General features: G+C 63.0%; 19 protein-coding genes. 8 read left to right on the forward strand and 11 right to left on the reverse strand.

Features of this window, described 5'->3' with window-relative positions; genetic code table 11:
* Positions 1-80: 80 nt before the first annotated feature.
* The 3 genes from ssuE to CC207_RS05760 form a co-directional block, all read right to left on the reverse strand.
* Positions 81-674, reverse strand: coding sequence for an NADPH-dependent FMN reductase (gene ssuE / locus CC207_RS05750; protein WP_028689218.1), 594 nt, complete (start codon positions 672-674; stop codon positions 81-83).
* Positions 675-1,103: 429 nt separating this feature from the next.
* The gene (locus CC207_RS05755; protein WP_028689219.1) at positions 1,104-1,742 is read right to left on the reverse strand and encodes a peroxiredoxin; all 639 of its coding nucleotides are present in this window, start codon (positions 1,740-1,742) and stop codon (positions 1,104-1,106) included.
* 164 nt (positions 1,743-1,906) lie between these two features.
* Positions 1,907-3,256, reverse strand: a complete 1,350-nt coding sequence (locus CC207_RS05760) for an OprD family porin (RefSeq protein WP_088851712.1) — start codon at positions 3,254-3,256, stop codon at positions 1,907-1,909.
* A gap of 539 nt (positions 3,257-3,795) precedes the next feature.
* On the opposite strand from CC207_RS05760, the gene tauA reads away from it, so the two are divergent.
* From tauA to tauD, 4 genes are read left to right on the forward strand one after another with little or no spacing between them, the layout of a single operon-like run.
* A complete protein-coding gene (gene tauA, locus CC207_RS05765) occupies positions 3,796-4,767 on the forward strand; it encodes a taurine ABC transporter substrate-binding protein (RefSeq protein WP_028689221.1) in 972 nt (323 codons plus the stop codon).
* 13 nt (positions 4,768-4,780) lie between these two features.
* The gene (gene tauB, locus CC207_RS05770) at positions 4,781-5,560 is read left to right on the forward strand and encodes a taurine ABC transporter ATP-binding subunit (RefSeq protein ID WP_062362686.1); all 780 of its coding nucleotides are present in this window, start codon (positions 4,781-4,783) and stop codon (positions 5,558-5,560) included.
* Positions 5,557-6,396, forward strand: coding sequence for a taurine ABC transporter permease TauC (gene tauC / locus CC207_RS05775; RefSeq protein ID WP_028689223.1), 840 nt, complete (start codon positions 5,557-5,559; stop codon positions 6,394-6,396). Before tauB ends, tauC begins: the two co-directional genes overlap by 4 nt.
* Before the next feature lie 45 nt (positions 6,397-6,441).
* Complete coding sequence (gene tauD, locus CC207_RS05780) at positions 6,442-7,275, forward strand: taurine dioxygenase (protein ID WP_028689224.1); 834 nt, start codon at positions 6,442-6,444, stop codon at positions 7,273-7,275.
* An 84-nt stretch (positions 7,276-7,359) separates the two neighbouring features.
* Here the strand turns inward: tauD and betT are convergent, their stop codons facing one another.
* On the reverse strand, positions 7,360-9,321 hold the full coding sequence (betT, locus tag CC207_RS05785; RefSeq protein WP_178080951.1) for a choline transporter BetT: 1,962 nt from the start codon (positions 9,319-9,321) through the stop codon (positions 7,360-7,362).
* A gap of 255 nt (positions 9,322-9,576) precedes the next feature.
* Positions 9,577-10,515, reverse strand: coding sequence for a serine O-acetyltransferase EpsC (gene epsC, locus CC207_RS05790; RefSeq protein ID WP_028689226.1), 939 nt, complete (start codon positions 10,513-10,515; stop codon positions 9,577-9,579).
* A gap of 282 nt (positions 10,516-10,797) precedes the next feature.
* Between epsC and tcyJ the strand changes: the two genes are divergently transcribed.
* The 3 genes from tcyJ to tcyN are packed head-to-tail and all read left to right on the forward strand — an operon-like array spanning position 10,798 to position 13,032.
* Complete coding sequence (tcyJ, locus tag CC207_RS05795; RefSeq protein ID WP_028689227.1) at positions 10,798-11,604, forward strand: cystine ABC transporter substrate-binding protein; 807 nt, start codon at positions 10,798-10,800, stop codon at positions 11,602-11,604.
* The gene (gene tcyL / locus CC207_RS05800) at positions 11,601-12,269 is read left to right on the forward strand and encodes a cystine ABC transporter permease (RefSeq protein WP_028689228.1); all 669 of its coding nucleotides are present in this window, start codon (positions 11,601-11,603) and stop codon (positions 12,267-12,269) included. Before tcyJ ends, tcyL begins: the two co-directional genes overlap by 4 nt.
* 1 nt (position 12,270) lies before the next feature.
* Positions 12,271-13,032, forward strand: coding sequence for an L-cystine ABC transporter ATP-binding protein TcyN (gene tcyN / locus CC207_RS05805; RefSeq protein ID WP_028689229.1), 762 nt, complete (start codon positions 12,271-12,273; stop codon positions 13,030-13,032).
* Between the two features lie 16 nt (positions 13,033-13,048).
* On the opposite strand, the gene CC207_RS05810 is transcribed toward tcyN, so the two are convergent.
* From CC207_RS05810 to trxA, 5 genes are all read right to left on the reverse strand, one after another.
* Positions 13,049-13,699 (reverse strand): gamma-glutamylcyclotransferase, encoded by a 651-nt coding sequence (locus CC207_RS05810; RefSeq protein ID WP_028689230.1) that lies wholly within the window; start codon positions 13,697-13,699, stop codon positions 13,049-13,051.
* Positions 13,700-14,019: 320 nt separating this feature from the next.
* Positions 14,020-14,988, reverse strand: a complete 969-nt coding sequence (locus CC207_RS05815) for a CDP-6-deoxy-delta-3,4-glucoseen reductase (RefSeq protein WP_028689231.1) — start codon at positions 14,986-14,988, stop codon at positions 14,020-14,022.
* Positions 14,988-16,454 carry a 4-hydroxy-3-polyprenylbenzoate decarboxylase gene (gene ubiD, locus CC207_RS05820; RefSeq protein ID WP_062575556.1) on the reverse strand — a complete coding sequence of 489 codons (1,467 nt, stop codon included), beginning with the start codon at positions 16,452-16,454 and terminating at the stop codon, positions 14,988-14,990. The genes CC207_RS05815 and ubiD overlap by 1 nt, the downstream gene beginning before the upstream one ends.
* A gap of 204 nt (positions 16,455-16,658) precedes the next feature.
* Positions 16,659-17,918, reverse strand: coding sequence for a transcription termination factor Rho (gene rho, locus CC207_RS05825; protein ID WP_011536308.1), 1,260 nt, complete (start codon positions 17,916-17,918; stop codon positions 16,659-16,661).
* A gap of 309 nt (positions 17,919-18,227) precedes the next feature.
* Positions 18,228-18,557, reverse strand: a complete 330-nt coding sequence (gene trxA, locus CC207_RS05830) for a thioredoxin TrxA (RefSeq protein WP_028689233.1) — start codon at positions 18,555-18,557, stop codon at positions 18,228-18,230.
* A gap of 243 nt (positions 18,558-18,800) precedes the next feature.
* Between trxA and ppx the strand changes: the two genes are divergently transcribed.
* Positions 18,801-20,303 carry an exopolyphosphatase gene (ppx, locus tag CC207_RS05835; RefSeq protein WP_028689234.1) on the forward strand — a complete coding sequence of 501 codons (1,503 nt, stop codon included), beginning with the start codon at positions 18,801-18,803 and terminating at the stop codon, positions 20,301-20,303.
* A gap of 122 nt (positions 20,304-20,425) precedes the next feature.
* Here ppx and ppk1 read toward each other — a convergent pair.
* Positions 20,426-21,962 (reverse strand): polyphosphate kinase 1 (ppk1, locus tag CC207_RS05840; protein ID WP_088851714.1); only part of this gene is annotated, 1,537 nt, incomplete at its 5' end.

The following is a 21,962-nucleotide window of genomic DNA, read 5'->3' on the forward strand; positions in this document are numbered from 1 at the left end:
GAGTGGGTTCGGGTAGCACCTGCTTGCCTCGTTGACGGGCGAGTAAGGTGGGAACAACGGTCAAGCGGTATAGCGAGGAATCAGATGCTCCAACGGGCACTGATCAGGCGTTCGTTGAGCTCGCCCGGCACCACCGGCCGAGGCCGGCGCGCCAGGGCGCTGTGGAACGTTTCCAGCGAATCCTGCAGGCGCTGTTCCAGGGCAGCGGCCAGTTGCGCGGGCCGGGTGCCTTCGCCGTAGGCGACCTGGCTGTCGTCGGCGAAGATCCCCTGCAGGGTCTCCTGCGCCTTGAGCGCCGACAGCACCGGCTTGAGGGCGTAGTCCACGGCCAGCATGTGGGCGATGCTGCCGCCGGTGGCGATCGGCAGGACCACCTTGTGTTCCAGGGCTCGCTCAGGCAGCAGGTCGAGCAAGGTCTTGAGGGCACCGGCGAACGATGCCTTGTACACCGGCGTGGCGACCACCAGGCCATCGGCCTGTGCCACCAGTTCATTGAAGTGACGCACCTGCGGGCTGTCGAAGCGCGCGTGGAGCAGGTCCTCGGCGGGGAATTCCCGCACCTGGAAGGTCACCACCTCGACGCCGCGCTCCTGCAGCCAGTCGCGCGAGCGTTCTAGCAGCACGCCGGAGCGTGAACGAAGACTGGGGCTACCACCGACAGAAACAACCAGCATTGAAAGCGCTTCCTTCGATTCGATTGCAGGGCCGCGAGGGGTTGTCCCCGCTGGATGGAAGTGACATTAACAGTTCGTCATATATATCTATAAATCATATTTTTGCATTTGTTTATTCCATAAATAGATATTAATTCTTATCTCTGTAAGAGATCACCCAGCCCTTCGGGCTACGCTGTCGCGCAGGCAACTATCCCCCTGTGGGAGCGGCCTTGTGTCGCGAAAGGGGCGCGCAGCGGCCCCAGATTCCGAGCCACCATCGACATTGCTGGGGCTGCTGAGCAGCCCTTTCGCGACACAAGGCCGCTCCCACAGGGATCGCGCAAGGCTCAATTTGGCAATACCTGCCTTTCTGCCAGACATAAAAAAGGGCCGTCGAAACGGCCCGAAGATCCCTGCTTGGCTAAGAGCAATGCAACGAGGAATACGTCATCGATTCGGTTGCGGGGTCAGTCGCAGATAGGGTTTCACCGCCCGGTACCCTTTCGGGAAGCGGCGTTTGATTTCGTCCTCGTCCTTGAGCGAAGGCACGATCACTACCTCGTCGCCGTCCTGCCAGTTGCCTGGGGTGGCGACCTTGTAGTTGTCGGTCAGTTGCAACGAGTCGATCACCCGCAGGATCTCGTTGAAGTTGCGCCCGGTACTGGCCGGATAGGTGATGGTCAGGCGCACCTTCTTGTTCGGATCGATGACGAACAGCGAGCGCACCGTCAGGGTGTCGCTGGCGTTAGGGTGGATCAGGTCGTACAGGTCGGAGACCTTGCGGTCGGCGTCGGCGATGATCGGGAAGTTGACCACGGTGTTCTGGGTCTCGTTGATGTCATCGATCCACTTGTGGTGCGAGTCGACCGGATCCACCGACAGGGCGATGGCTTTCACGCCACGCTTGGCGAAGTCTTCCTTGAGCTTGGCGGTCAGCCCCAGCTCGGTGGTGCACACCGGGGTGAAGTCGGCCGGGTGGGAGAACAGCACGCCCCAGCTGTCGCCCAGCCATTCGTGGAAACGGATCTTGCCGGCGCTGGAATCCTGTTCGAAATCGGGGGCGATATCGCCGAGTTTGAGGCTCATGGAAGCGGCTCCTGTGCTGTGTCTGGCCTTGTGGGTTCAATGTGCCTGCTTCCGAATAAAAACAAAAAGAATAAATATCGATTTATTTATAACCATTAAGCATACGGATTCGCAGACACAAAAAAGCCTCGCACTAGACGAGGCTTTCTTGATGCCGCTACGACTTACATGAAGGCGTAAGTGTAGTTGACGATGAAGCGAGTCTGGTCCTGGTCCGCGCTGCTTTCGCCGGCACCACGATAGACGCCTTGACGCAGGCTGAAGCCCAGGCCTTTCAAGGTACCCTGCTGAATGGTGTAGTCGACGCGTGCGTCGCGCTCCCACTCGTTATAGGTGCCGTTACCCGACTTGTTACGGATGTCGTCACCACGCAGGTAGGAAACCGAAGCCTTCAAGCCCGGTACGCCCAGGGACGCGAAGTCATAGGAGTACTGACCGAAGGTGGTGTTCTCGCCAGCACGGGCGAACTGGTTGATCATGCTGTCGGTGAACAGGTAGAAGCTGGAGCCGCCAGCACCTTCAGGACGGTTGTTGCCGTCGCGTACAGCACCTTGGTTCAACCAGACAAAGCCACCGTCGTCGCCGATCTGCTGATGACCCAACAGGAAGGCATGGCCACCCAGGGTATAGGTGAACATGGCGGACCAGGTCTTGTTGTCGACCTTGCCGGCGTTCTTGGCGTAACCGCCGTTGTTGTCGAAGGCGTAAGTGCCTACGTCGCCGTTCTTGCCGTCGCTGCTGCTGTCGAAGTAGCGCAGGTCAGTCTTGAAGGACTGGTTGTCAGCGATCTTGAAGACGTGGGTAGCACCCAGGAAGTGCTGCTTGTAGAAGTCTTCTAGGTTCGAGTAGTAGTACTGCAGGGTCAGGTCCGGAGTGAGTTTGTAGTCCAGACCGCCGTAGCGGAACTTGTTGCTGTCGGCGGAGGCACCGGCAACCGACAGGCCGGTACGGTTGCTCGAAGCACGGCCCATGGCGTGGGTCAGCTGACCGGCGTTGATGGTCAGGTTGTCGATTTCCTTCGAGGTGATGGTACCGCCTTCGAAGGTTTGCGGCAGCAGACGACCGTCGTTGGAAACAAGGATCGGCAGCATCGGTGCCAGCGCGCTACCGAAATGCGCTTCGGTTTTGGAGAAGCGAGCCTTGGCGTTACCACCGATGCGCGCCCACTGGCTTACCGAGGAGCCATTGCTGTCGTCTGGGAGAAAGCCGCTTTTGTGGTAGCCCTTGCCACCATCCAAGTGAATACCCCATACGGCTTGGGCATCAACACCAAAACCAACCGTACCTTCGGTGAAGCCGGAGATGTAGTCGAGCTTGAAACCTTGGCCAGTTTCCCGCTGATCCGGACGCTTGAAGTTAGTAGAGGCACTTGGATGGGCCTCACGGTTGTTGTTGTCGAAGTACATGGTGCGCGAGCTCAGGGACAGCTTGCTGTCCTCGATGAAACCGGCAGCGCCTGCTTGTTGGGCGAGAACCCCCAGTGCCACGGCCAGGGCCAGGCTGGACTTGTACATGTTTTGCTCCTCTACGTTCTAATTTTTGTGCGTCTCAAGCGGCGGGATCTGCTGCCCCACTCGCCCGGATTGGCGATTTAGCACCAATGCGTGACCGCCAAGTCAATCGCTAACGGTCGATCTGCGACTTTGGTCTAACCCGCTGACCTGCGCTACAGGATAATGACAATCCTATAAATCCAAAATGACCGTTTTATGAATCTGTAAGATTTTTACGGAATAACATCGGAACCATTCCTACGAAACGTTGTATCGACGCCGTCAATCATACCTTTAGGTTATGTGCAAACGTTTGCCGAGCTGTCGACCAGCAGTCCCCCCGCAGAAATCGATAAAGACTAGCTGTCTTCAGCGATTGCGCCAGCTTCGCACCGTCCTGTCGAAACGAACCAAGCCAGGGATCACGACGAGCCTGCATCCCGCGCAGGTTCAGAGCGTTTGGCTTTTAAGCTAATTCTAAAAAGTTATTTATTTACTATTTCTTAGATCATCTAGTCTTCTCGCCATCCATCCCAGAATGCCTGACGAGAGGTTCAATCATGATCCCGCACGCTCCGCTGCGCCTGTTCGCCGCCCTGACCCTCGCCAGTGCCAGCTGGCTGGCCCAGGCCGCCGACCTGACCGTCGCCTACCAGACCACCGTCGACCCGGCCAAGGTGGCCCAGGTCGATGGCACCTATGAAAAGGACAGCAAGGCCAGCATCGACTGGCGCAAGTTCGACAATGGCGCCGACGTGATCACCGCGGTCGCCTCGGGCGACGTGCAGATCGGCTACCTCGGCTCCAGCCCGCTGGCCGCCGCCGCCACCCGCAAGCTGCCGGTCGAGACCTTCCTGATCGCCACCCAGATCGGTGCCGGCGAGGCCCTGGTCGCCCGCGACAGCATCAAGACCCCGCAGGACCTGGTGGGCAAGAAGGTCGCCGTGCCGTTCGTTTCCACCGGCCACTACAGCCTGCTGGCCGCACTGAAGAGCTGGAACATCGACCCATCGAAAGTACAGATCCTCAACCTCGCCCCGCCAGCGATCATCGCCGCCTGGAAACGCGGCGACATCGATGCCACCTACGTCTGGGACCCGGCCCTGGGCGTGGCCAAGGAGAACGGCAAGGTGCTGATCACCTCGGGCGAGCTGGCCGAGAAAGGCGCGCCGACCTTCGATGCCTGGATCGTGCGCAAGGACTTCGCCGCCAAGCACCCGGAAATCGTCAAGTCGTTCGCCAAGGTCACCCTCGACGCCTACGCCGACTACCGCAAGGACCCGAAAGCCTGGCTGGCCGACCAGGACAACGTCGCCAAGCTGGTCAAGCTGTCCGGCGCCAAGCCGGCCGATATCCCGGTGCTGCTGCAGGGCAACGTCTACCCGCTGGCCGCCGACCAGGCCAGCGCACTGGGCACGCCGACCACCCAGGCGCTGACCGACACCGCCACCTTCCTCAAGCAACAAGGCAAGGTCGACGCCGTGCTACCCGACTACTCGCCCTACGTCAGTGCCCAATACCTGCCCAACTGATCCGGAGCCCGTCATGGCCTTGCTCGAACTGGAGCGCATCAGCGCACAGTACCCCGGCGCCGCTACCCCGGTGCTGGCCGACATCAACCTGAGTCTGGGCCCGCGCCAGCTGCTGGTGGCCCTCGGGCCGTCCGGCAGCGGCAAGACCTCGTTGCTCAACCTGATCGCCGGCTTCGTCGCCCCCAGCGGCGGGCGCATCAGCCTCGACGGCGCGCCGGTGCAAGGTCCGGGCGCCGAACGTGGCGTGGTGTTCCAGGACGATGCCCTGCTGCCCTGGCAGGACGTGCTCGGCAACGTCGCCTTCGGCCTCGAGCTGGCTGGCATGCCCCGTGCCCAGCGTGAAGCCAAGGCCCGCGAGATGCTGGCGCTGGTCGACCTGGCCGGCTTCGGCGAGCGGCGTATCTGGCAGTTGTCCGGCGGGCAGAAGCAGCGCGTGGGTCTGGCCCGGGCGCTGGCCGCCGACCCACGGGTGCTGTTGATGGACGAGCCGTTCGGTGCCCTCGATGCCTTTACCCGCGAACAGATGCAGGAGCTGCTGCTGCAAGTCTGGCAGCGCACCGCCAAGCCGGTGTTCCTGATCACCCACGACATCGAGGAAGCGGTGTTCCTCGCCACCGAACTGGTGCTGCTGGCGCCCAATCCGGGCCGCGTCGTCGAACGTCTGCAGCTGGACTTCGGCCAGCGCTACGCCGCTGGCGAGTCGGCCAGGGCGATCAAGTCCGATCCCCGTTTCATCGAAACCCGCGAGCACGTGCTGGCGCGGGTATTCTCGCAACGTCAGGAGTCCGCATGAGCAGCATCGAATTGCCGGCCACCACCAAGCAGGCACAGCGCACACTTCCTGTGGTGAAGCCCCGCAAGCCCTTGTCGACCCGCTGGATCAGCACCCTCACCCTGGCCACCCTGTTGCTGGCGTGGTGGCTGGTGACCGCGGCCGGCTGGATCGAACCGCTGTTCCTGCCCTCGCCCGCCGACATACTGGCCAAGGGCTGGACACTGCTCACCCAGGGCTACATGGACGCCAGCCTGTGGCAGCACCTGGGCGCAAGCCTGGGCCGTATCGGCCTGGCGCTGGTGGCGGCGACCCTGACCGCCATCCCCGTCGGCCTGGCCATCGGCTACAACCGCGTGGCCCGCGGCATCCTTGACCCACTGATCGAGTTCTACCGGCCGATCCCGCCACTGGCCTACCTGCCGCTGATCGTCATCTGGTGCGGCATTGGCGAGCTGTCGAAGGTGCTGCTGATCTACCTGGCGATCTTCGCCCCGATCGCCATCGCCACCGCCACCGGCGTGCGCACCGTCGACCCGGCCAAGCTGCGCGCCGCGCAGTCGCTGGGGGCCACCCGGGCGCAACTGATCCGCCATGTGATCCTGCCCAGCGCCCTGCCCGACATCCTCACCGGCATTCGCATCGGCCTCGGCGTGGGCTGGTCGACCCTGGTCGCCGCCGAGCTGATCGCCGCCACCAGCGGCCTGGGCTTCATGGTGCAGTCAGCGGCGCAGTTCCTGGTCACCGACGTGGTGGTGCTGGGGATCCTGCTGATCGCCCTGATCGCCTTCGCCCTGGAGATGGGCCTGCGCGCCCTGCAGCGCAAGCTGGTGCCCTGGCATGGCCAGAGCCATTGACCAAATGACCACGCCGGCAACCCGGCACCTGGAACGAGAAAAGACATGAGCCTGACCGTTACCCCCTTGAGCCCAGCCCTTGGCGCGCAGATCAGCGGCGTGGACATCAGCCACGACATCACCCTCGAACAGCGTGACGCCATCGAGCAGGCGCTGCTCGAACACCAGGTGCTGTTCTTCCGCGACCAGCCGCTCACCCCCGAACAGCAGGCCCGTTTCGCCGCCCGCTTCGGCGACCTGCACATCCACCCGATCTACCCCAATGTGCCGCAGACGCCGCAGGTGTTGATCCTCGACACCGCGGTCACCGATGTGCGCGACAACGCCGTCTGGCACACCGACGTGACCTTCCTGCCGACCCCGGCGCTGGGCGCGGTGCTCAGCGCCAAGCAACTGCCGGCCTTTGGCGGCGACACCCTGTGGGCCAGCGGCATCGCCGCGTTCGAGGCGCTGTCGGCGCCGCTGCGCACGATGCTCGACGGCCTGACCGCCACCCACGATTTCACCAAGTCGTTCCCGCTGGAGCGCTTCGGCACCACGCCCGAGGACCTGGCACGCTGGGAGGCGACCCGGCGCAACAACCCGCCGCTGTCGCACCCGGTCGTGCGCACCCATCCGGTCAGCGGGCGCAAGGCATTGTTCGTCAATGAAGGGTTCACCACGCGGATCAACGAGCTGAACGAGCAGGAGAGCGAGGCGCTGCTCAAGCTGCTGTTCGCCCATGCGACGCGGCCGGAGTTCAGCATTCGCTGGCGTTGGCAGGAAAACGACGTGGCGTTCTGGGACAACCGCGTCACGCAGCACTTTGCGGTGGATGACTACCGCCCCAGCCGGCGGGTGATGCATCGGGCGACCATCCTGGGGGATGCGCCTTTCTGAAAGATCCGGGGGAGGCCTTTGGCCTCCTTTCGCTGGCAAGCCAGCTCCCACAGGTTTTGCAACAACCCTGTGGAAGCCAGCGATCTACCTGACCAGATGCAGGTACTGCATATGCCGCTCGTACTGGTCGAGGATGTCGTTGATGATCTGCTCCTTGCTGTAGCCCACCAGGTCGTAGTTCTGGCTGCCTTCGCTCAAGTGCACCTCGGCCCTGTAGTAGCGGCGATTCTTCAACTCCTGCGTCCCCAGCCCACCCAACGCGAACGACGGCGTGAAGTACCCGCGCATCTGTACCTGGTAGATGAACGGCTGCTCCTCGCCATGACCGATCTTCAGGCTGACGTTGTCGTGGCTCGGGTCATCCTGGGTGATCAGCACCAATCCCTTCTGCTCGAACACCTCGCGCACCTCGGCGATCGCCGGACGCACCACGTCGTCCATGAAGCGATACACCTCGTCCCGCGACGGGAAGTGCACAGCCTGGCTAAGACGCTGGCGCCAGCCGCCACGCCCGCGCCGGGACTGGGCGAAGGGCGCCAACGAGTGCATCTGCGCGATCTGCCGCTGGCTTTCCAGGTAGAAGGCCTTGTGCAGCCCCCACATCATGCACAGCAGGATCAGCGAGAACGGCAGCGAGGTCAGCACCACCGCCGACTTCAGCGAATCGATGCTGCCGGCGAACAGCAGCCCGCTGGTGATCAGCGCGGTCATCGCGCCCCAGAAGATGCGCAGCCAGTTCGGACCGTCCTCATCGGCGCCGCCGCCCTTGGCCGACAGCGTCGACAGCACCACCGTGCCGGAGTCGGCCGAAGTGACGAAGAACACGAAGCTGATGAACACCGTCACGGCGATCACCGTCTTGCTCCACGGGTAGGTTTCCATCAGCAGGTACAAGCTCATCGACGGGTTGTCGATGGCCGACTGGCCCAGCGCGGTCATGCCGTGGTTGATCACCTGGTCCAGGGCGCTGTTGCCGAAGATCGACATCCACGCCAGGGTGAAGCCCAGCGGGATCAGCAGCACGCCGAAGACAAACTCGCGAATGGTGCGTCCGCGCGAAATGCGCGCGATGAACAGGCCCACGAACGGCGCCCAGGCAATCCACCAGGCCCAGTAGAACACCGTCCAGCCGCCCAGCCAGTCGCGTTGCTCGCCGTAGGCGTAAACATCGAAGCTCTTGCGCGGCAAGGCGCCCAGGTAGTCGCCCAGGTTCTGGATCAAGGTGTTGAACAAGTGCTGGGTGGGCCCTGCGAACAGCACGAACAGCAGCAGCGCGCAGGCCAGGAACAGATTGATGTCACTCATCACCCGCACGCCCTTCTCCACCCCAGCGACCGCCACGGCCACCGCCGCGCCCATCATCAGGGTAATGAGGATCACCTGCACCCACTGGCTGTGGCTGATACCGAACAGGTAGTCGAGGCCGGCGTTCAGGTGCAACACGCCGAAGCCCATGTCGGCGCCCAGGCCGAACACCGTGGCGATGATGCCGAAGCCGTCCACCGCATAGCCGATCGGACCGTTGATGCGCTTGCCGATCAGCGGGTACAGCGCCGAACGCAGGGCCAGCGGCAGGTTGTGCCGGTAGGCGAAGTAGGCCAGCGCCATGCCGACGAAAGCGAACACGCCCCAGCCGTGCAGGCCCCAGTGCAGGAACAGGATCTGCATCGCCTGACGCCCGGCCTCGGCCGTGCCGGCCTCGCCCTGCGGCGGCTGGAGCATGTGGGTCAGCGGCTCGGAAACGCAGAAGAAGAACAGGGTGATGCTGATACCGGCAGCGAACAGCATGCCGGCCCAGGACAGGTAGCTGAACTCGGGTTCGTCGTGGTCGGCACCGAGCTTGATCTTGCCATAGCCGGACAAGGCGGTGACCACCACGAAGACCAGATACAAGGTCATGGCCAGCATGTAGTACCAGCCGACGGTGTTGGCCGCCCAGTTCTGCGCCGCCAGCAGCCAGTCGCCGGCCGCCTTGGGCTGGGCGATGACGATCAGGCCGAAGACAAGGATGAAGCTTGCCGCGAAGTAGAACACGGGGGGGTTCATGCGGATCTTGCCGTGGGCAAGGTCGGGGGTCGGTGCACTCATTGAACGGGCACCTCGTCGAAGGACGTGAGGTTCGGATTGAACGGGTTCAGCAAAGGCGATTCCTCCTTTTGAACACCGGCAATGGACCAGCGTTTTTCGTTGAACAAGCGTTCAAGTTAAACATGGATCGGATTTCAATGCGACCCGATGCCGCTTCAGGAGCGGTCGAAGCAGGAGCGGACTTGCCCGCTCCCACGCGACTTAACCCTTGAGCTAGAGGGCTTTCTTGTCCTCGCAATCCAACTGCAGGTTAGCCTGGGTAATGTTGCTGTCAGCCGGCACGCTGCGGGTCAGCCACACATTGCCGCCGATGGTCGAGCCCTTGCCGATGGTGATCCTTCCGAGAATGGTCGCACCCGCGTAGATCACCACGTCGTCCTCGACGATGGGGTGGCGTGCCAGGCCCTTGTGCAGGGTGCCCGACTCGTCGCTGGGGAAACGCTTGGCGCCCAGGGTCACGGCCTGGTAGATCCGTACCCGCTCACCGATGATCGCGGTCTCGCCGATCACCACGCCGGTGCCGTGGTCGATGAAGAAGCTCGGGCCGATCTGCGCGCCGGGGTGGATGTCGATACCCGTGGCCGAGTGCGCCAGCTCCGAGCTGATCCGCGCCAGCAGCGGCAGGCCGGCCCGGTACAGGTGGTGGGCCAGGCGGTGGTGGATGATCGCCAGGATGCCTGGGTAGCACAGCAGCACCTCGTCGACGCTGCGCGCCGCCGGATCGCCGTGGTAGGCGGCGAGCACGTCGGTGTCCAGCAGCACGCGCAGGGCCGGCAGGGCCGCGGCGAAGTCCTGGATCAGGCGCAGGGCGTGACCATCGACATCGACCACATCGGTCTTGCCATGGCGCGCCGCGTAGCGCAACTCCAGGCGGGCCTGGGCCAGCAGCGCGGTGAGCGCGGCGTCCAGCGTGTGGCCGACATAGAAGTCTTCGCTTTCTTCACGCAGGTCCACCGGGCCAAGGCGCATGGGGAACAGCGCACCACACAGCTGCTCGAGAATCTGGCGCAGCGCCTCGCGCGACGGCAGCTCGCGCCCGCCCTGCTCGCCGCTGCTGCGGCCATTGTTGCTGCGCCACTGCTCACGGGCGCTGCGCAGGCCACTGACGATGGTCTGCAGTTGCCAGTGCCCGGTTGATGGTTGTTCGCTCACGGGTGTTTCTCCTGCCAGGCGGCGTTGTCGATATGCCCACGTCCCTGGAACGGCCCTTTCGCGGCACAAGGCCGCTCCTACAGGGAGGGTGTAGGCAACGATACGTCAAATCTGCCTCTTGGAAAAAACAACGCTTTATTCCATCCTGAGCTAAGTCGGGCATAAGCGACTGCAAAATGCAGAAACGGGAATAACAACCTGATTTTTTATTATTTCCCGACCTATGAAGCCCACCTCTATAGTCGCCACCTCACTACTTCCACAACAAGCGCGGGGCCTGCCATGACCAAATTCGCCAAACCCCTTCTCAACGCCAGCCTGGCGCTCCTGCTGGGCGCCGGCCTGCTCGGCCAAGCCTTTGCCGGCGAGCAGTTGAAGACCATCCAGGAGAAGGGCGTGATCAACGTCGGCCTGGAAGGCACCTACCCACCGTTCAGTTTCCAGGACGAGAACGGCAAGCTGACCGGCTTCGAAGTCGAACTGTCCGAGCTGCTGGCCAAGGAGCTGGGGGTCAAGGCCAAGGTCCAGCCGACCAAGTGGGACGGCATCCTCGCCGCCCTGGAGTCCAAGCGCCTGGACGTGGTGATCAACCAGGTGACCATCTCCGAAGAGCGCAAGAAAAAGTACGACTTCTCCGAGCCCTACACCGTTTCCGGCATCCAGGCCCTGGTGCTCAAGGGCAGCGATAACGAGAAGAACATCAAGACCGCCGCCGACCTCGCTGGCAAGAAGGTCGGTGTCGGCCTGGGCACCAACTACGAGCAGTGGGTGAAACAGGACGTGCCGACAGCCGATGTCCGTACCTATGAAGACGACCCGACCAAGTTCGCCGACCTGCGCAATGGCCGCATCGACGCTATCCTGATCGACCGCCTGGCCGCGCTGGAGTACGTGCAGAAAACCGCCAAGGACAAGAAACCCACCGCACTGGCTGGCGAGAAATTCTCCAAGCTGGAATCGGGCGTGGCCCTGCGCAAGGGCGAGCCTGAACTGCTCGAGGCGCTGAACAAGGCCATCGACAAGCTCAAGGCCGACGGCACGCTGGCCAAGCTGTCCGAGAAATACTTCGGTGCCGATGTCACCAAATGATCGCTGAAAGCCTGCAACTCGTTGTCGATTCCGCGCCCTTCCTGCTAAAGGGCGCGGGCTATACCGTGCTGCTCAGTGTCGGCGGCATGTTCTTCGGCCTGGTGCTGGGCTTCGCCCTGGCACTGATGCGCCTGTCGAAGATCCTGCCGCTGGACTGGCTCGCCCGTATCTATGTGTCGTTCTTCCGCGGCACGCCGCTGCTGGTGCAGCTGTTCGTGATCTACTTCGGCCTGCCGCAGATCGGCATCGAGCTCGACCCGATCCCGGCGTCGCTGATCGGCCTGTCGCTGAACATGGCGGCGTACGTCTGCGAAATCCTCCGGGCGGCGATCTCTTCGATCGACCGTGGCCAGTGGGAAGCGGCGGCCAGCATCGGCATGACCCGCACCCAGGCCATGCGCCGGGCGATCCTGCCGCAAGCCTTGCGCACCGCGCTGCCGCCACTGGGCAACAGCTTCATCTCGCTGGTCAAGGACACTGCCCTGGCGGCGACCATCCAGGTGCCCGAGCTGTTCCGCCAGGCGCAGCTGATCACCGCCCGGACCTTCGAGGTCTTCACCATGTACCTGGCTGTCGCGGTGGTCTACTGGATCCTCTGCAGCATCCTGGCGCACTTCCAGAACCGCATGGAAGCGCGGGTCAACCAGCACGACCAGGAGCACTGAGATGATCGTAGTAGAAGGCCTGAGCAAGCAGTTCAAGGGCCAGACCGTGCTCAACGGCATCGACCTGACCGTGCAACCCGGCGAGGTGGTCGCCATTATCGGTCCCAGCGGCTCGGGCAAGACCACTTTCCTGCGTTGCCTGAACCTGCTGGAAACCCCCGATGCCGGGCGTATCCAGATCGGCGACATCAGCATCGACGCCAATCGCCCGCTGGGCGGCCAGCAGGGTGCGATCCGCCGCCTGCGCCAGCAGGCCGGATTCGTGTTCCAGAACTTCAACCTGTTTCCCCACCGCACCGCCCTGGAGAACGTCATCGAAGGGCCGGTGATCGTCAAGAAGACGCCCCGCGACAAGGCCATCGAGCTGGCCAGGCGCCTGCTGGCCAAGGTTGGCCTGGCGGGCAAGGAAGACGCCTACCCGCGCCGCCTGTCCGGCGGCCAGCAACAGCGGGTTGCCATCGCCCGCGCCCTGGCCATGGAGCCCGAAGTGATCCTGTTCGACGAGCCCACCTCGGCACTCGACCCGGAGCTGGTGGGCGAGGTGCTGGAGACCATCCGCGGCCTGGCCGAGGAAAAGCGCACCATGATCATCGTCACCCACGAAATGAGCTTTGCCCGCGATGTCGCCAACCGGGTAATCTTCTTCGACAAGGGCGTGATCGTCGAGCAGGGCGAGGCCAAGGCACTGTTCGCCAATCCCAAGGAAGAGCGCACCCGCCAGTTCCTGCGCAAGTTCCTCGGCACCGCCGCCGGCCAGGAATGAGCCCGATGCGCGGGGCTCACACCTCGCGCAGGTTGTGGCAACGCCTGAAGCGGGCTTCCAGGTTGCGATCGGGCATCTGGTGGCTGCGCAGGGCGTTGAGGGTCTGCTCCACGTAATCGCGCGTCGTGCCGTAACGTCCCTTGGCGCTGGCAAGTATCTGGCTGAGCAGGGTGTCCGGCAGGTTGCCCGCGTAGCACGGCAGGTGTCGTTCCAGCACGAAGCCCAGGGCCTGGACCTTGCTGCCATCGCCCAGGCGGCAGCTGAGCCAGTGCGGGCGATAGGCCGGGAACGGCATTTCCCGTTGCCACAGGGCCATCAGCGAATCATCGAGGTTGCTTTCATCCAGGCGGTAGGCGAAACCGCTGCAAGAACCGCCACGGTCCAGACCGAATACCAGGCCCGGGCACTCCGGGGTGCCTCGGTGCTCGTGGGACCACAGGTACAAGCCACGATGGTAGCCATGTACCCGCGCCCGCTGGCGCTCGACCGAATTGCATTCAGGGCGCCAGATCAGCGAACCATAGGCGAACAGCCAGACCGGGCCGCCGTCGTGCTGAGACATGGTTTCCTGCATCGAGCGCTGCAGTTGTTCGCGGGTTAACTGTTGTCCGAAGTCGAGCGACGGCGGATAAGCTACTTGCCAGGATGAACTTTCAAGTGTCGACATAAGATGCCGCCATTAATTCCGGTGAACCACCAAAGTGCGGGTGCCGCGGTACCTGAGGGATGCTATCGCGGGCTACAAGCCCCCAAGGTCGCGAGGGCGCGGGCTTGCCCTGCAATTTTCCATGCGCCTAACGTAAGGCAAATTGCACTTTGCACTCAACCCCGAAAACAGGATTTCATTTAACCATCCGCTGAACGGAAACTAATAGTCCGAGTATAGCGAAACTTATTACCCGCGCCGGTAACAATCCCCGCCATATAATCAAATGGAAAACACTTGGTTATTAAATCCGGCACGCCCTTGCAGCGTGCCGTTTAGTTTCACCCACGCGGCGCGTAGGCGAACACGTCGGCGCGCATGCGGTGGGCATCCATGCCGGCCTCGACCAACGCATCGAGGGTGGCATAGACCATGTTTGGCGAGCCACTGGCATAGACATGCACCTGGTTCAGGTCGCCGATGTCCTCGCACACCGCCTCGTGCAGCAGGCCACAGCGCCCTTCCCAGCCGCACAGGTCGCTGACTACCTTGTGCAGGAACAGGTTGGGCAGGCGCTGCCACTCGTCCCAGTGCTCGATCTCGTAGAAGTCTTCAGGCCGACGCACGCCCCAGTACAGGTGCACCGGATGCTTGAAGCCCTGAGCGCGGCAATGCTCGACCAGGCTGTGCATCTGGCCCATGCCGGTACCGGCTGCGATCAGCACCAGCGGACCATCGGGCAACTCCGCCAGGTGGGCGTCGCCGAACGGCAGCTCGATCCGCGCCAGGCCAGTGCGCTGCAACTGCTCGATCAACTGCACGGCACTGCTTTCCCGGGCCAGCACGTGCAGCTCCAGCTCACGGCCACCGTGGGGCGCCGAGGCGAGGGAGAATGCCGCCTTGTCCATGCCCTCGCGCTCGATCATCAAGTACTGCCCCGCGTGATAGCGCGGCGGCTTGCCGGCGGGCGCGCGCAGGCGCACGCGCCAGACGTCGCCACCGACCTCGACGCATTCGCTCACGGTACAGGCCAGCTTGCGCACTGGCAGCTCGCCCAGGGCCAGCACACCATCCCACAGCAACACGCAGTCCTCCAGCGGCTCGGCGATGCAAGTGAACAGTTCACCGTGATCGCGGACTTGGCCTTCCTGGCGAACACGGCCTTCCACCAGCAGCGCGGCACACACATGGCAATTGCCGTTGCGGCAGCTGCTTGGGCAGTCGTAGCCCAGGCGCCGCGCGGCATCCAGAATCCTTTCACCCGGTTCGACCGCCAGCACCGCCCCGGAAGGCTGCAAGGTTACCTGCATCAATCTATTCCCAACTGGTCCCACAGCTCATCGATACGGCGGGTGACGGCCTCGTCCTTGACGATGACCCGGCCCCATTCGCGTGTAGTCTCGCCCGGCCATTTGTGCGTGGCGTCCAGGCCCATCTTCGACCCCAAGCCCGACACCGGCGACGCGAAGTCGAGGTAGTCGATCGGGGTGTTGTCGATCATCACCGTATCACGCTTGGGGTCCATGCGCGTGGTGATGGCCCAGATCACATCGTTCCAGTCGCGGGCGTTGATATCGTCGTCGGTGACAATAACGAACTTGGTATACATGAACTGTCGCAGGAACGACCACACACCCAGCATGACGCGCTTGGCGTGGCCTGGATACTGCTTCTTCATGGTCACCACCGCCATGCGGTACGAGCAGCCTTCCGGCGGCAGGTAGAAGTCGGTGATCTCGGGGAACTGCTTCTGCAGGATCGGCACGAACACTTCGTTCAGCGCCACGCCTAGAATCGCCGGCTCATCCGGCGGCCGGCCTGTGTAGGTGCTGTGGTAGATCGGTTTCTGCCGGTGGGTGATGCGCTCGACGGTGAACACCGGGAAGCTGTCCACTTCGTTGTAGTAGCCGGTATGGTCGCCGTACGGGCCCTCCGGGGCCATCTCACCGGGGTGGATCACGCCTTCGAGGATGATCTCGGCGGTGGCCGGCACCTGCAGGTCGTTGCCACGGCACTTGACCAGCTCGGTACGGTTGCCGCGTAACAGGCCGGCGAAGGCGTATTCGGAAAGGGTATCCGGAACCGGCGTCACGGCGCCGAGGATGGTCGCCGGGTCCGCGCCCAGGGCCACGGCCACCGGGAACGGCTGGCCGGGATGCTTCTGGCACCATTCGCGGTAGTCCAGCGCGCCGCCGCGGTGGCTCAGCCAGCGCATGATCACCTTGTTGCGGCCGATCACCTGCTGGCGGTAGATCCCGAGGTTCTGGCGGTCCTTGTTCGGCCCGCGGGTGACGGTCAGGCCCCACGTGATCAACGGCGCCACGTCGCCCGGCCAGCAGTGCTGGATCGGCAACTGGCCCAGGTCGACGTCGTCGCCTTCGACCACGATTTCCTGGCATACCGCGTCCTTGACCACCTTCGGCGCCATGGACACGACCTTCTTGAAGATCGGCAGTTTCGACCAGGCGTCCTTCAGGCCCTTCGGCGGCTCGGGCTCCTTGAGGAATGCCAGCAGCTTGCCGATCTCGCGCAGTTCCTCGGTCGACTCAGCGCCCATGCCCATGGCCACCCGCTCGGGGGTGCCGAACAGGTTGCCCAGCACCGGGATGTCGAAGCCGGTGGGCTTTTCGAACAGCAACGCCGGGCCCTTGGCGCGCAGGGTGCGGTCGCAGACTTCGGTCATTTCCAGTACAGGGGAGATGGGAACCTGGATGCGCTTGAGTTCACCGCGCTGTTCCAGACCACGGATGAAGTCGCGCAGATCGCGATACTGCATGCAAGGGCCTCGTATGGGCATGTCGGTCGGGGTGCAGAGTGTAGCGCCGTTCACGCCTTGTTTGGGGGCAAAAATGAACTGGGGCCGCTTCGCGCCCCATCGCGACACAAGGCCGCTCCTACAGGCGAATGAGTAATCCTGTAGGAGCAGCCTTGTGTCGCGATGGGCTGCGGAGCAGCCCCAATCAGTTCCAGCCTGAAACGCTTACTTGCGCTTCATCGACAGGAAGAACTCATCGTTGGTCTTGGTCTGCTTGAGCTTGTCGACCAGGAACTCGATGGCGGCGATCTCGTCCATCGGGTGCAGCAGCTTGCGCAGGATCCACATGCGCTGCAGTTCGTCGTCGGCGGTCAGCAGCTCTTCGCGACGGGTACCGGACTTGTTGATGTTGATGGCCGGGAACACACGCTTCTCGGCAATACGACGGTCCAGGGGCAGCTCCATGTTGCCGGTACCCTTGAACTCTTCGTAGATCACTTCGTCCATCTTCGAGCCGGTCTCGACCAGCGCGGTGGCGATGATGGTCAGCGAACCACCTTCCTCGATGTTACGCGCGGCACCGAAGAAACGCTTCGGCTTCTCCAGGGCGTGGGCGTCGACACCACCGGTCAGCACCTTGCCGGAGCTCGGGATCACGGTGTTGTAGGCACGGGCCAGACGGGTGATCGAATCGAGCAGGATGACCACGTCCTTCTTGTGCTCGACCAGGCGCTTGGCCTTCTCGATGACCATTTCGGCGACCTGCACGTGGCGGGTCGGCGGCTCGTCGAAGGTCGAGGCAACCACTTCGCCGCGCACGGTGCGCTGCATCTCGGTCACTTCTTCCGGGCGCTCGTCGATCAGCAGGACGATCAGGTGGCACTCGGGGTTGTTACGGGTGATGTTGGCCGCGATGTTCTGCAGCATGATGGTCTTGCCCGCTTTCGGCGGGGCGACGATCAGGCCGCGCTGGCCTTTGCCGATCGGGGCGCACAGGTCGATGACGCGACCGGTGAGGTCTTCGGTGGAACCGTTGCCGGCTTCCATCTTCAGGCGCTTGTTGGGGAACAGCGGCGTCAGGTTTTCGAAGAGAATCTTGTTCTTCGCGTTTTCCGGACGATCGAAGTTGATGGTATCGACCTTCAGCAGCGCGAAGTAACGCTCGCCTTCCTTCGGTGGACGGATCTTGCCGACGATGGTGTCGCCGGTGCGCAGGTTGAAGCGACGGATCTGGCTGGGCGAAACGTAGATGTCGTCAGGGCCGGCCAGGTAAGAGGCATCCGCCGAACGCAGGAAACCGAAACCATCCTGGAGAATCTCCAGCACGCCGTCACCCGAGATCTCTTCGCCGCTTTTCGCATGCTTTTTCAGCAGGGCGAAAATCACGTCCTGTTTGCGCGAACGGGCCATGTTTTCGATGCCCATCTGTTCGGCCATTTCCAAAAGATCGGTAATCGGCTTTTGCTTGAGTTCTGTCAGGTTCATAAGGGGAGTGACGTAATCATGTAAGGAAGGGAGAAATTAAGCGTTGGCTTAATGAGGCCGCGCCGCTAGATGGCGACAGGATCGCGTACTGATTCGAATTAGGGATGCTTCGGCGACGGCGTGCAGAGGGCACTGGAGAAGCAGTGCGAGGCCGAATGTAACACTTGCTTTTTTCGACGTCTAGTGGTTTTGGCCACCGATTTCCGGGGCTATCCGCCTGGATGGGCGCAATAGCGAGGCTCGCCGGCCCTCACGGAAAATGCCTACAGCAGATAAAGAAAAGCCCCGCATTTGCGGGGCTTCATCACATCACAGGCTGGCGTCGAGGAACGCCTTGAGCTGCGATTTGGACAGCGCGCCGACCTTGGTCGCCTCGACGTTGCCATTCTTGAACAGCATCAGCGTCGGGATGCCACGCACGCCGTGCTTGGCCGGGGTATCGGCGTTTTCGTCGATGTTCAGCTTGGCGATGGTCACCTTGCCCTTGTATTCAGTGGCGATGTCGTCCAGTACCGGAGCGATCATCTTGCATGGGCCGCACCATTCAGCCCAGTAGTCGACCAGCACCGCGCCTTCAGCCTTGAGTACGTCGGCTTCGAAGCTGGCGTCGGTGACATGTTTGATAAGATCGCTGCTCATGGATATCTCCAGGTCGTAAGCACAAAAAACGTTGCCCATCATAGCCGCACCCAGGCGCGACAGGAAGCCACGGACGATTGAGTCTAACTATAGTTGTGCAAGACGCCACGAATCGAAACTGTCATGTCACGGTCATAACATTGCTATGACATTGCCATGCATCAAGCCTTGCCGTGCCGCTCGTTGGCGTATGCCCGCGATCGTGGCACGATTGCCGGGTTAACGACCGAGAACCTCCAGACCATGCCGCAAACCACCGCGAAGAACCTGTCTCTGATTGCCGCCATCGACCTGGGCTCCAACAGCTTCCACATGGTCGTGGCCAAGGCCCATCACACGGAAATCCGCATCCTCGAAAGGCTTGGAGAAAAGGTTCAGCTCGCCGCCGGCATCGACGATGAGCGCAAGCTCAGCGAAGAAGCCATGCAACGCGGCCTGGAATGCCTCAAGCGCTTCGCCCAGCTGATCAACGGCATGCCCCAGGGCTCGGTGCGCATCGTCGGCACCAACGCCCTGCGCGAAGCGCGCAACCGCAACGAATTCATCCTGCGCGCCGAAGCCATCCTCGGCCACCCGGTCGAGGTCATCTCCGGCCGCGAAGAGGCCCGCCTGATCTACCTGGGCGTGTCCCACACCCTGGCCGATACCCCCGGCAAGCGCCTGGTCGCCGACATCGGCGGCGGCAGCACCGAGTTCATCATCGGCCAGCGTTTCGAGCCGCTGCTACGCGAAAGCCTGCAGATGGGCTGCGTGAGCTTCACCCAGCGCTACTTCCGTGACGGCAAGATCACCCCGGCGCGCTACGCCCAGGCCTACACCGCCGCGCGCCTGGAGCTGATGAGCATCGAGAACGCCCTGCACCGCCTGACGTGGGACGAGGCCATCGGCTCGTCCGGGACCATCCGCGCCATCGCCGCGGCGATCAAGGCCATCGGCCAGGGCAGCGGCGAGGTCAACGCCGAGGGGCTGGCGGCGGTCAAACGCAAGTTGTTCAAGCTCGGCGAGACCGACAAGATCGACTTCGAAGGGGTCAAGCCCGATCGGCGGACCATCTTCCCGGCGGGCCTGGCCATCCTCGAGGCGATCTTCGACGCCCTCGAGCTGCAGCGCATGGACCACTGCGACGGCGCCTTGCGCGAAGGCGTGCTGTTCGACCTGCTGGGCCGCCATCACCACGAGGACGTGCGTGAACGCACCCTGAACTCGCTGATGGAGCGCTACCACGTCGACCAGGGCCAGGCCGCGCGCGTGGAGCGCAAGGCGCTGCACGCCTTCGACCAAGTGGCCGCAGCATGGGACCTGGAGGAGGGCAACTGGCGCGATCTGCTGGGATGGGCGGCGAAAATCCATGAAATCGGGCTGGATATTGCCCACTATCACTACCACAAGCACGGTGCCTACCTGATCGAGCACTCGGACCTGTCGGGCTTTTCTCGCGAAGACCAGCAGATGATGGCCCTGCTGGTGCGTGGCCACCGCCGCAACATTCCCAAGGACAAGTTTGCCGAGTTCGGCGACGAAGGCGTCAAGCTGATCCGCCTGTGCGTACTGCTGCGCTTCGCCATTCTGTTCCACCATATCCGCGGCACCCAGCAGATGCCCAAAGTGGAGCTGCAAGCCGGCGACAACAGCCTGGAGGTGGTCTTCCCGGGCGGCTGGCTGGAGCAGAACCAGCTGACCCAGGCCGATTTCGCCAACGAGGCGGAGTGGCTGGCGCGGGTCAATTTCGTGCTTAGCGTGCGCTGAAAGTCCATGGGGGCGCGTTGCGCCCCTTTCGCGACACAAGGCCGTTCCCACAGGGAAATGCGATCACCTGTGGGAGCGGCCTTGTGTCGCGAAAGGGCCGCAAAGCGGCCCTAGCAATCCAACTAGCGTACGTTGAGCACCGGATTGCTCAGCCGCTCCAGCAGCGTCGACTGGGCACTACGCGGGTTCTGGTTGCCGGTCGGCGTGCTGCGCACGTAGCGCCCGTCCGGCTGCAGGGTCCAGGCCTGGGTGTTGTCGGTCAGGTACCCCTCCAGCTCCTTCTTCACCCGCAGCAGCAGCTTCTTGCCCTCCACCGGGAAGCAGGTCTCGACGCGCTTGTCGAGGTTGCGCTCCATCCAGTCGGCACTGGACAGGTAGATCTGCTCCTCGCCGCCGTTGAGGAAGTAGAACACCCGGGTGTGCTCGAGGAAGCGGCCGATGATCGAGCGCACATGGATGTTGTGCGATACCCCCGGGATGCCCGGGCGCAGGCAGCACATGCCGCGCACCACCAGGTCGATGCGCACGCCCGACTGACTGGCCTTGTACAGCGCCTTGATGATCTTCGCGTCGGTCAACGAGTTGAACTTGGCGATGATGTGCGCCGGCTTGCCTTCCAGGGCGAACTGGGTCTCCCGGGCGATCATGTCGAGCATGCCCTTCTTCAGGGTGAAGGGCGCGTGCAACAGCTTCTTCATGCGCAGGGTCTTGCCCATGCCGATCAGTTGGCTGAACAGCTTGCCGACGTCCTCGGTGAGGGCGTCGTCAGAGGTCAGCAGGCTGTAGTCGGTGTACAGGCGGGCGTTGCCGGCGTGGTAGTTGCCGGTGCCCAGGTGCGCGTAACGAACGATCTCGCCTTGCTCGCGGCGCAGGATCAGCATCATCTTGGCGTGGGTCTTGAAACCGACCACGCCGTAGATCACCACCGCGCCGGCGGCCTGCAGGCGGCTGGCCATCTGCAGGTTGGACTCTTCGTCGAAGCGCGCGCGCAGTTCGATCACCGCGGTGACTTCCTTGCCGTTACGCGCCGCGTCCACCAAGGCGTCGACGATTTCCGAGTTGGCGCCCGAGCGGTACAGGGTCTGGCGCACGGCGAGTACGTGCGGGTCCTTGGCGGCCTGGCGCAGCAGGTCGATCACCGGGGTGAACGACTCGAACGGGTGCATCAGCAGCACGTCCTGCTTGCCGATCACGCTGAAGATGTTGTCGGCGTTCTGCAGCAGCTTGGGGATCGCCGGGGTGAACGGCGTGTACTGCAGCTCCGGGTGGCTGTCGAGGCCAGTGATGCTGAAGAGGCGGGTCAGGTTGACCGGACCGTTGACCTGGTACAGCTCGCTCTCGCTCAGGCTGAACTGCTTGAGCAGGTAGTCGGAAAGGTGTTTCGGGCAGGTGTCGGCCACCTCGAGGCGCACGGCATCGCCGTAGCGGCGCGAGAACAGTTCGCCGCGCAGGGCGCGGGCCAGGTCGTCGACCTCTTCCGAATCCAGCGCCAGGTCGGCGTTACGGGTCAAGCGGAACTGGTAGCAGCCCTTGACCTTCATGCCCTGGAACAGGTCATCGGCGTGGGCGTGAATCATCGACGACAGGAACACATAGTTGTCGCCCGGGCCACCGACCTCTTCCGGCACACGGATGACCCGCGGCAGCAGGCGCGGCGCC

The sequence above is a fragment of the Pseudomonas sp. DrBHI1 genome (genome assembly GCF_002205115.1).
Classification (GTDB): domain Bacteria; phylum Pseudomonadota; class Gammaproteobacteria; order Pseudomonadales; family Pseudomonadaceae; genus Aquipseudomonas; species Aquipseudomonas mosselii.

Excerpts from the sequence above, each read along its gene's own strand:
- ssuE (WP_028689218.1), bottom strand. The coding sequence starts at position 674 with ATGCTGGTTGTTTCTGTCGGTGGTAGCCCCAGTCTTCGTTCACGCTCC.
- CC207_RS05755 (WP_028689219.1), bottom strand. The coding sequence starts at position 1,742 with ATGAGCCTCAAACTCGGCGATATCGCCCCCGATTTCGAACAGGATTCC.
- CC207_RS05760 (WP_088851712.1), bottom strand. The coding sequence starts at position 3,256 with ATGTACAAGTCCAGCCTGGCCCTGGCCGTGGCACTGGGGGTTCTCGCC.
- tauA (WP_028689221.1), top strand. The coding sequence starts at position 3,796 with ATGATCCCGCACGCTCCGCTGCGCCTGTTCGCCGCCCTGACCCTCGCC.
- tauB (WP_062362686.1), top strand. The coding sequence starts at position 4,781 with ATGGCCTTGCTCGAACTGGAGCGCATCAGCGCACAGTACCCCGGCGCC.
- tauC (WP_028689223.1), top strand. The coding sequence starts at position 5,557 with ATGAGCAGCATCGAATTGCCGGCCACCACCAAGCAGGCACAGCGCACA.
- tauD (WP_028689224.1), top strand. The coding sequence starts at position 6,442 with ATGAGCCTGACCGTTACCCCCTTGAGCCCAGCCCTTGGCGCGCAGATC.
- betT (WP_178080951.1), bottom strand. The coding sequence starts at position 9,321 with ATGAACCCCCCCGTGTTCTACTTCGCGGCAAGCTTCATCCTTGTCTTC.
- tcyJ (WP_028689227.1), top strand. The coding sequence starts at position 10,798 with ATGACCAAATTCGCCAAACCCCTTCTCAACGCCAGCCTGGCGCTCCTG.
- tcyL (WP_028689228.1), top strand. The coding sequence starts at position 11,601 with ATGATCGCTGAAAGCCTGCAACTCGTTGTCGATTCCGCGCCCTTCCTG.
- tcyN (WP_028689229.1), top strand. The coding sequence starts at position 12,271 with ATGATCGTAGTAGAAGGCCTGAGCAAGCAGTTCAAGGGCCAGACCGTG.
- CC207_RS05810 (WP_028689230.1), bottom strand. The coding sequence starts at position 13,699 with ATGTCGACACTTGAAAGTTCATCCTGGCAAGTAGCTTATCCGCCGTCG.
- CC207_RS05815 (WP_028689231.1), bottom strand. The coding sequence starts at position 14,988 with ATGCAGGTAACCTTGCAGCCTTCCGGGGCGGTGCTGGCGGTCGAACCG.
- ubiD (WP_062575556.1), bottom strand. The coding sequence starts at position 16,454 with ATGCAGTATCGCGATCTGCGCGACTTCATCCGTGGTCTGGAACAGCGC.
- rho (WP_011536308.1), bottom strand. The coding sequence starts at position 17,918 with ATGAACCTGACAGAACTCAAGCAAAAGCCGATTACCGATCTTTTGGAA.
- trxA (WP_028689233.1), bottom strand. The coding sequence starts at position 18,557 with ATGAGCAGCGATCTTATCAAACATGTCACCGACGCCAGCTTCGAAGCC.
- ppx (WP_028689234.1), top strand. The coding sequence starts at position 18,801 with ATGCCGCAAACCACCGCGAAGAACCTGTCTCTGATTGCCGCCATCGAC.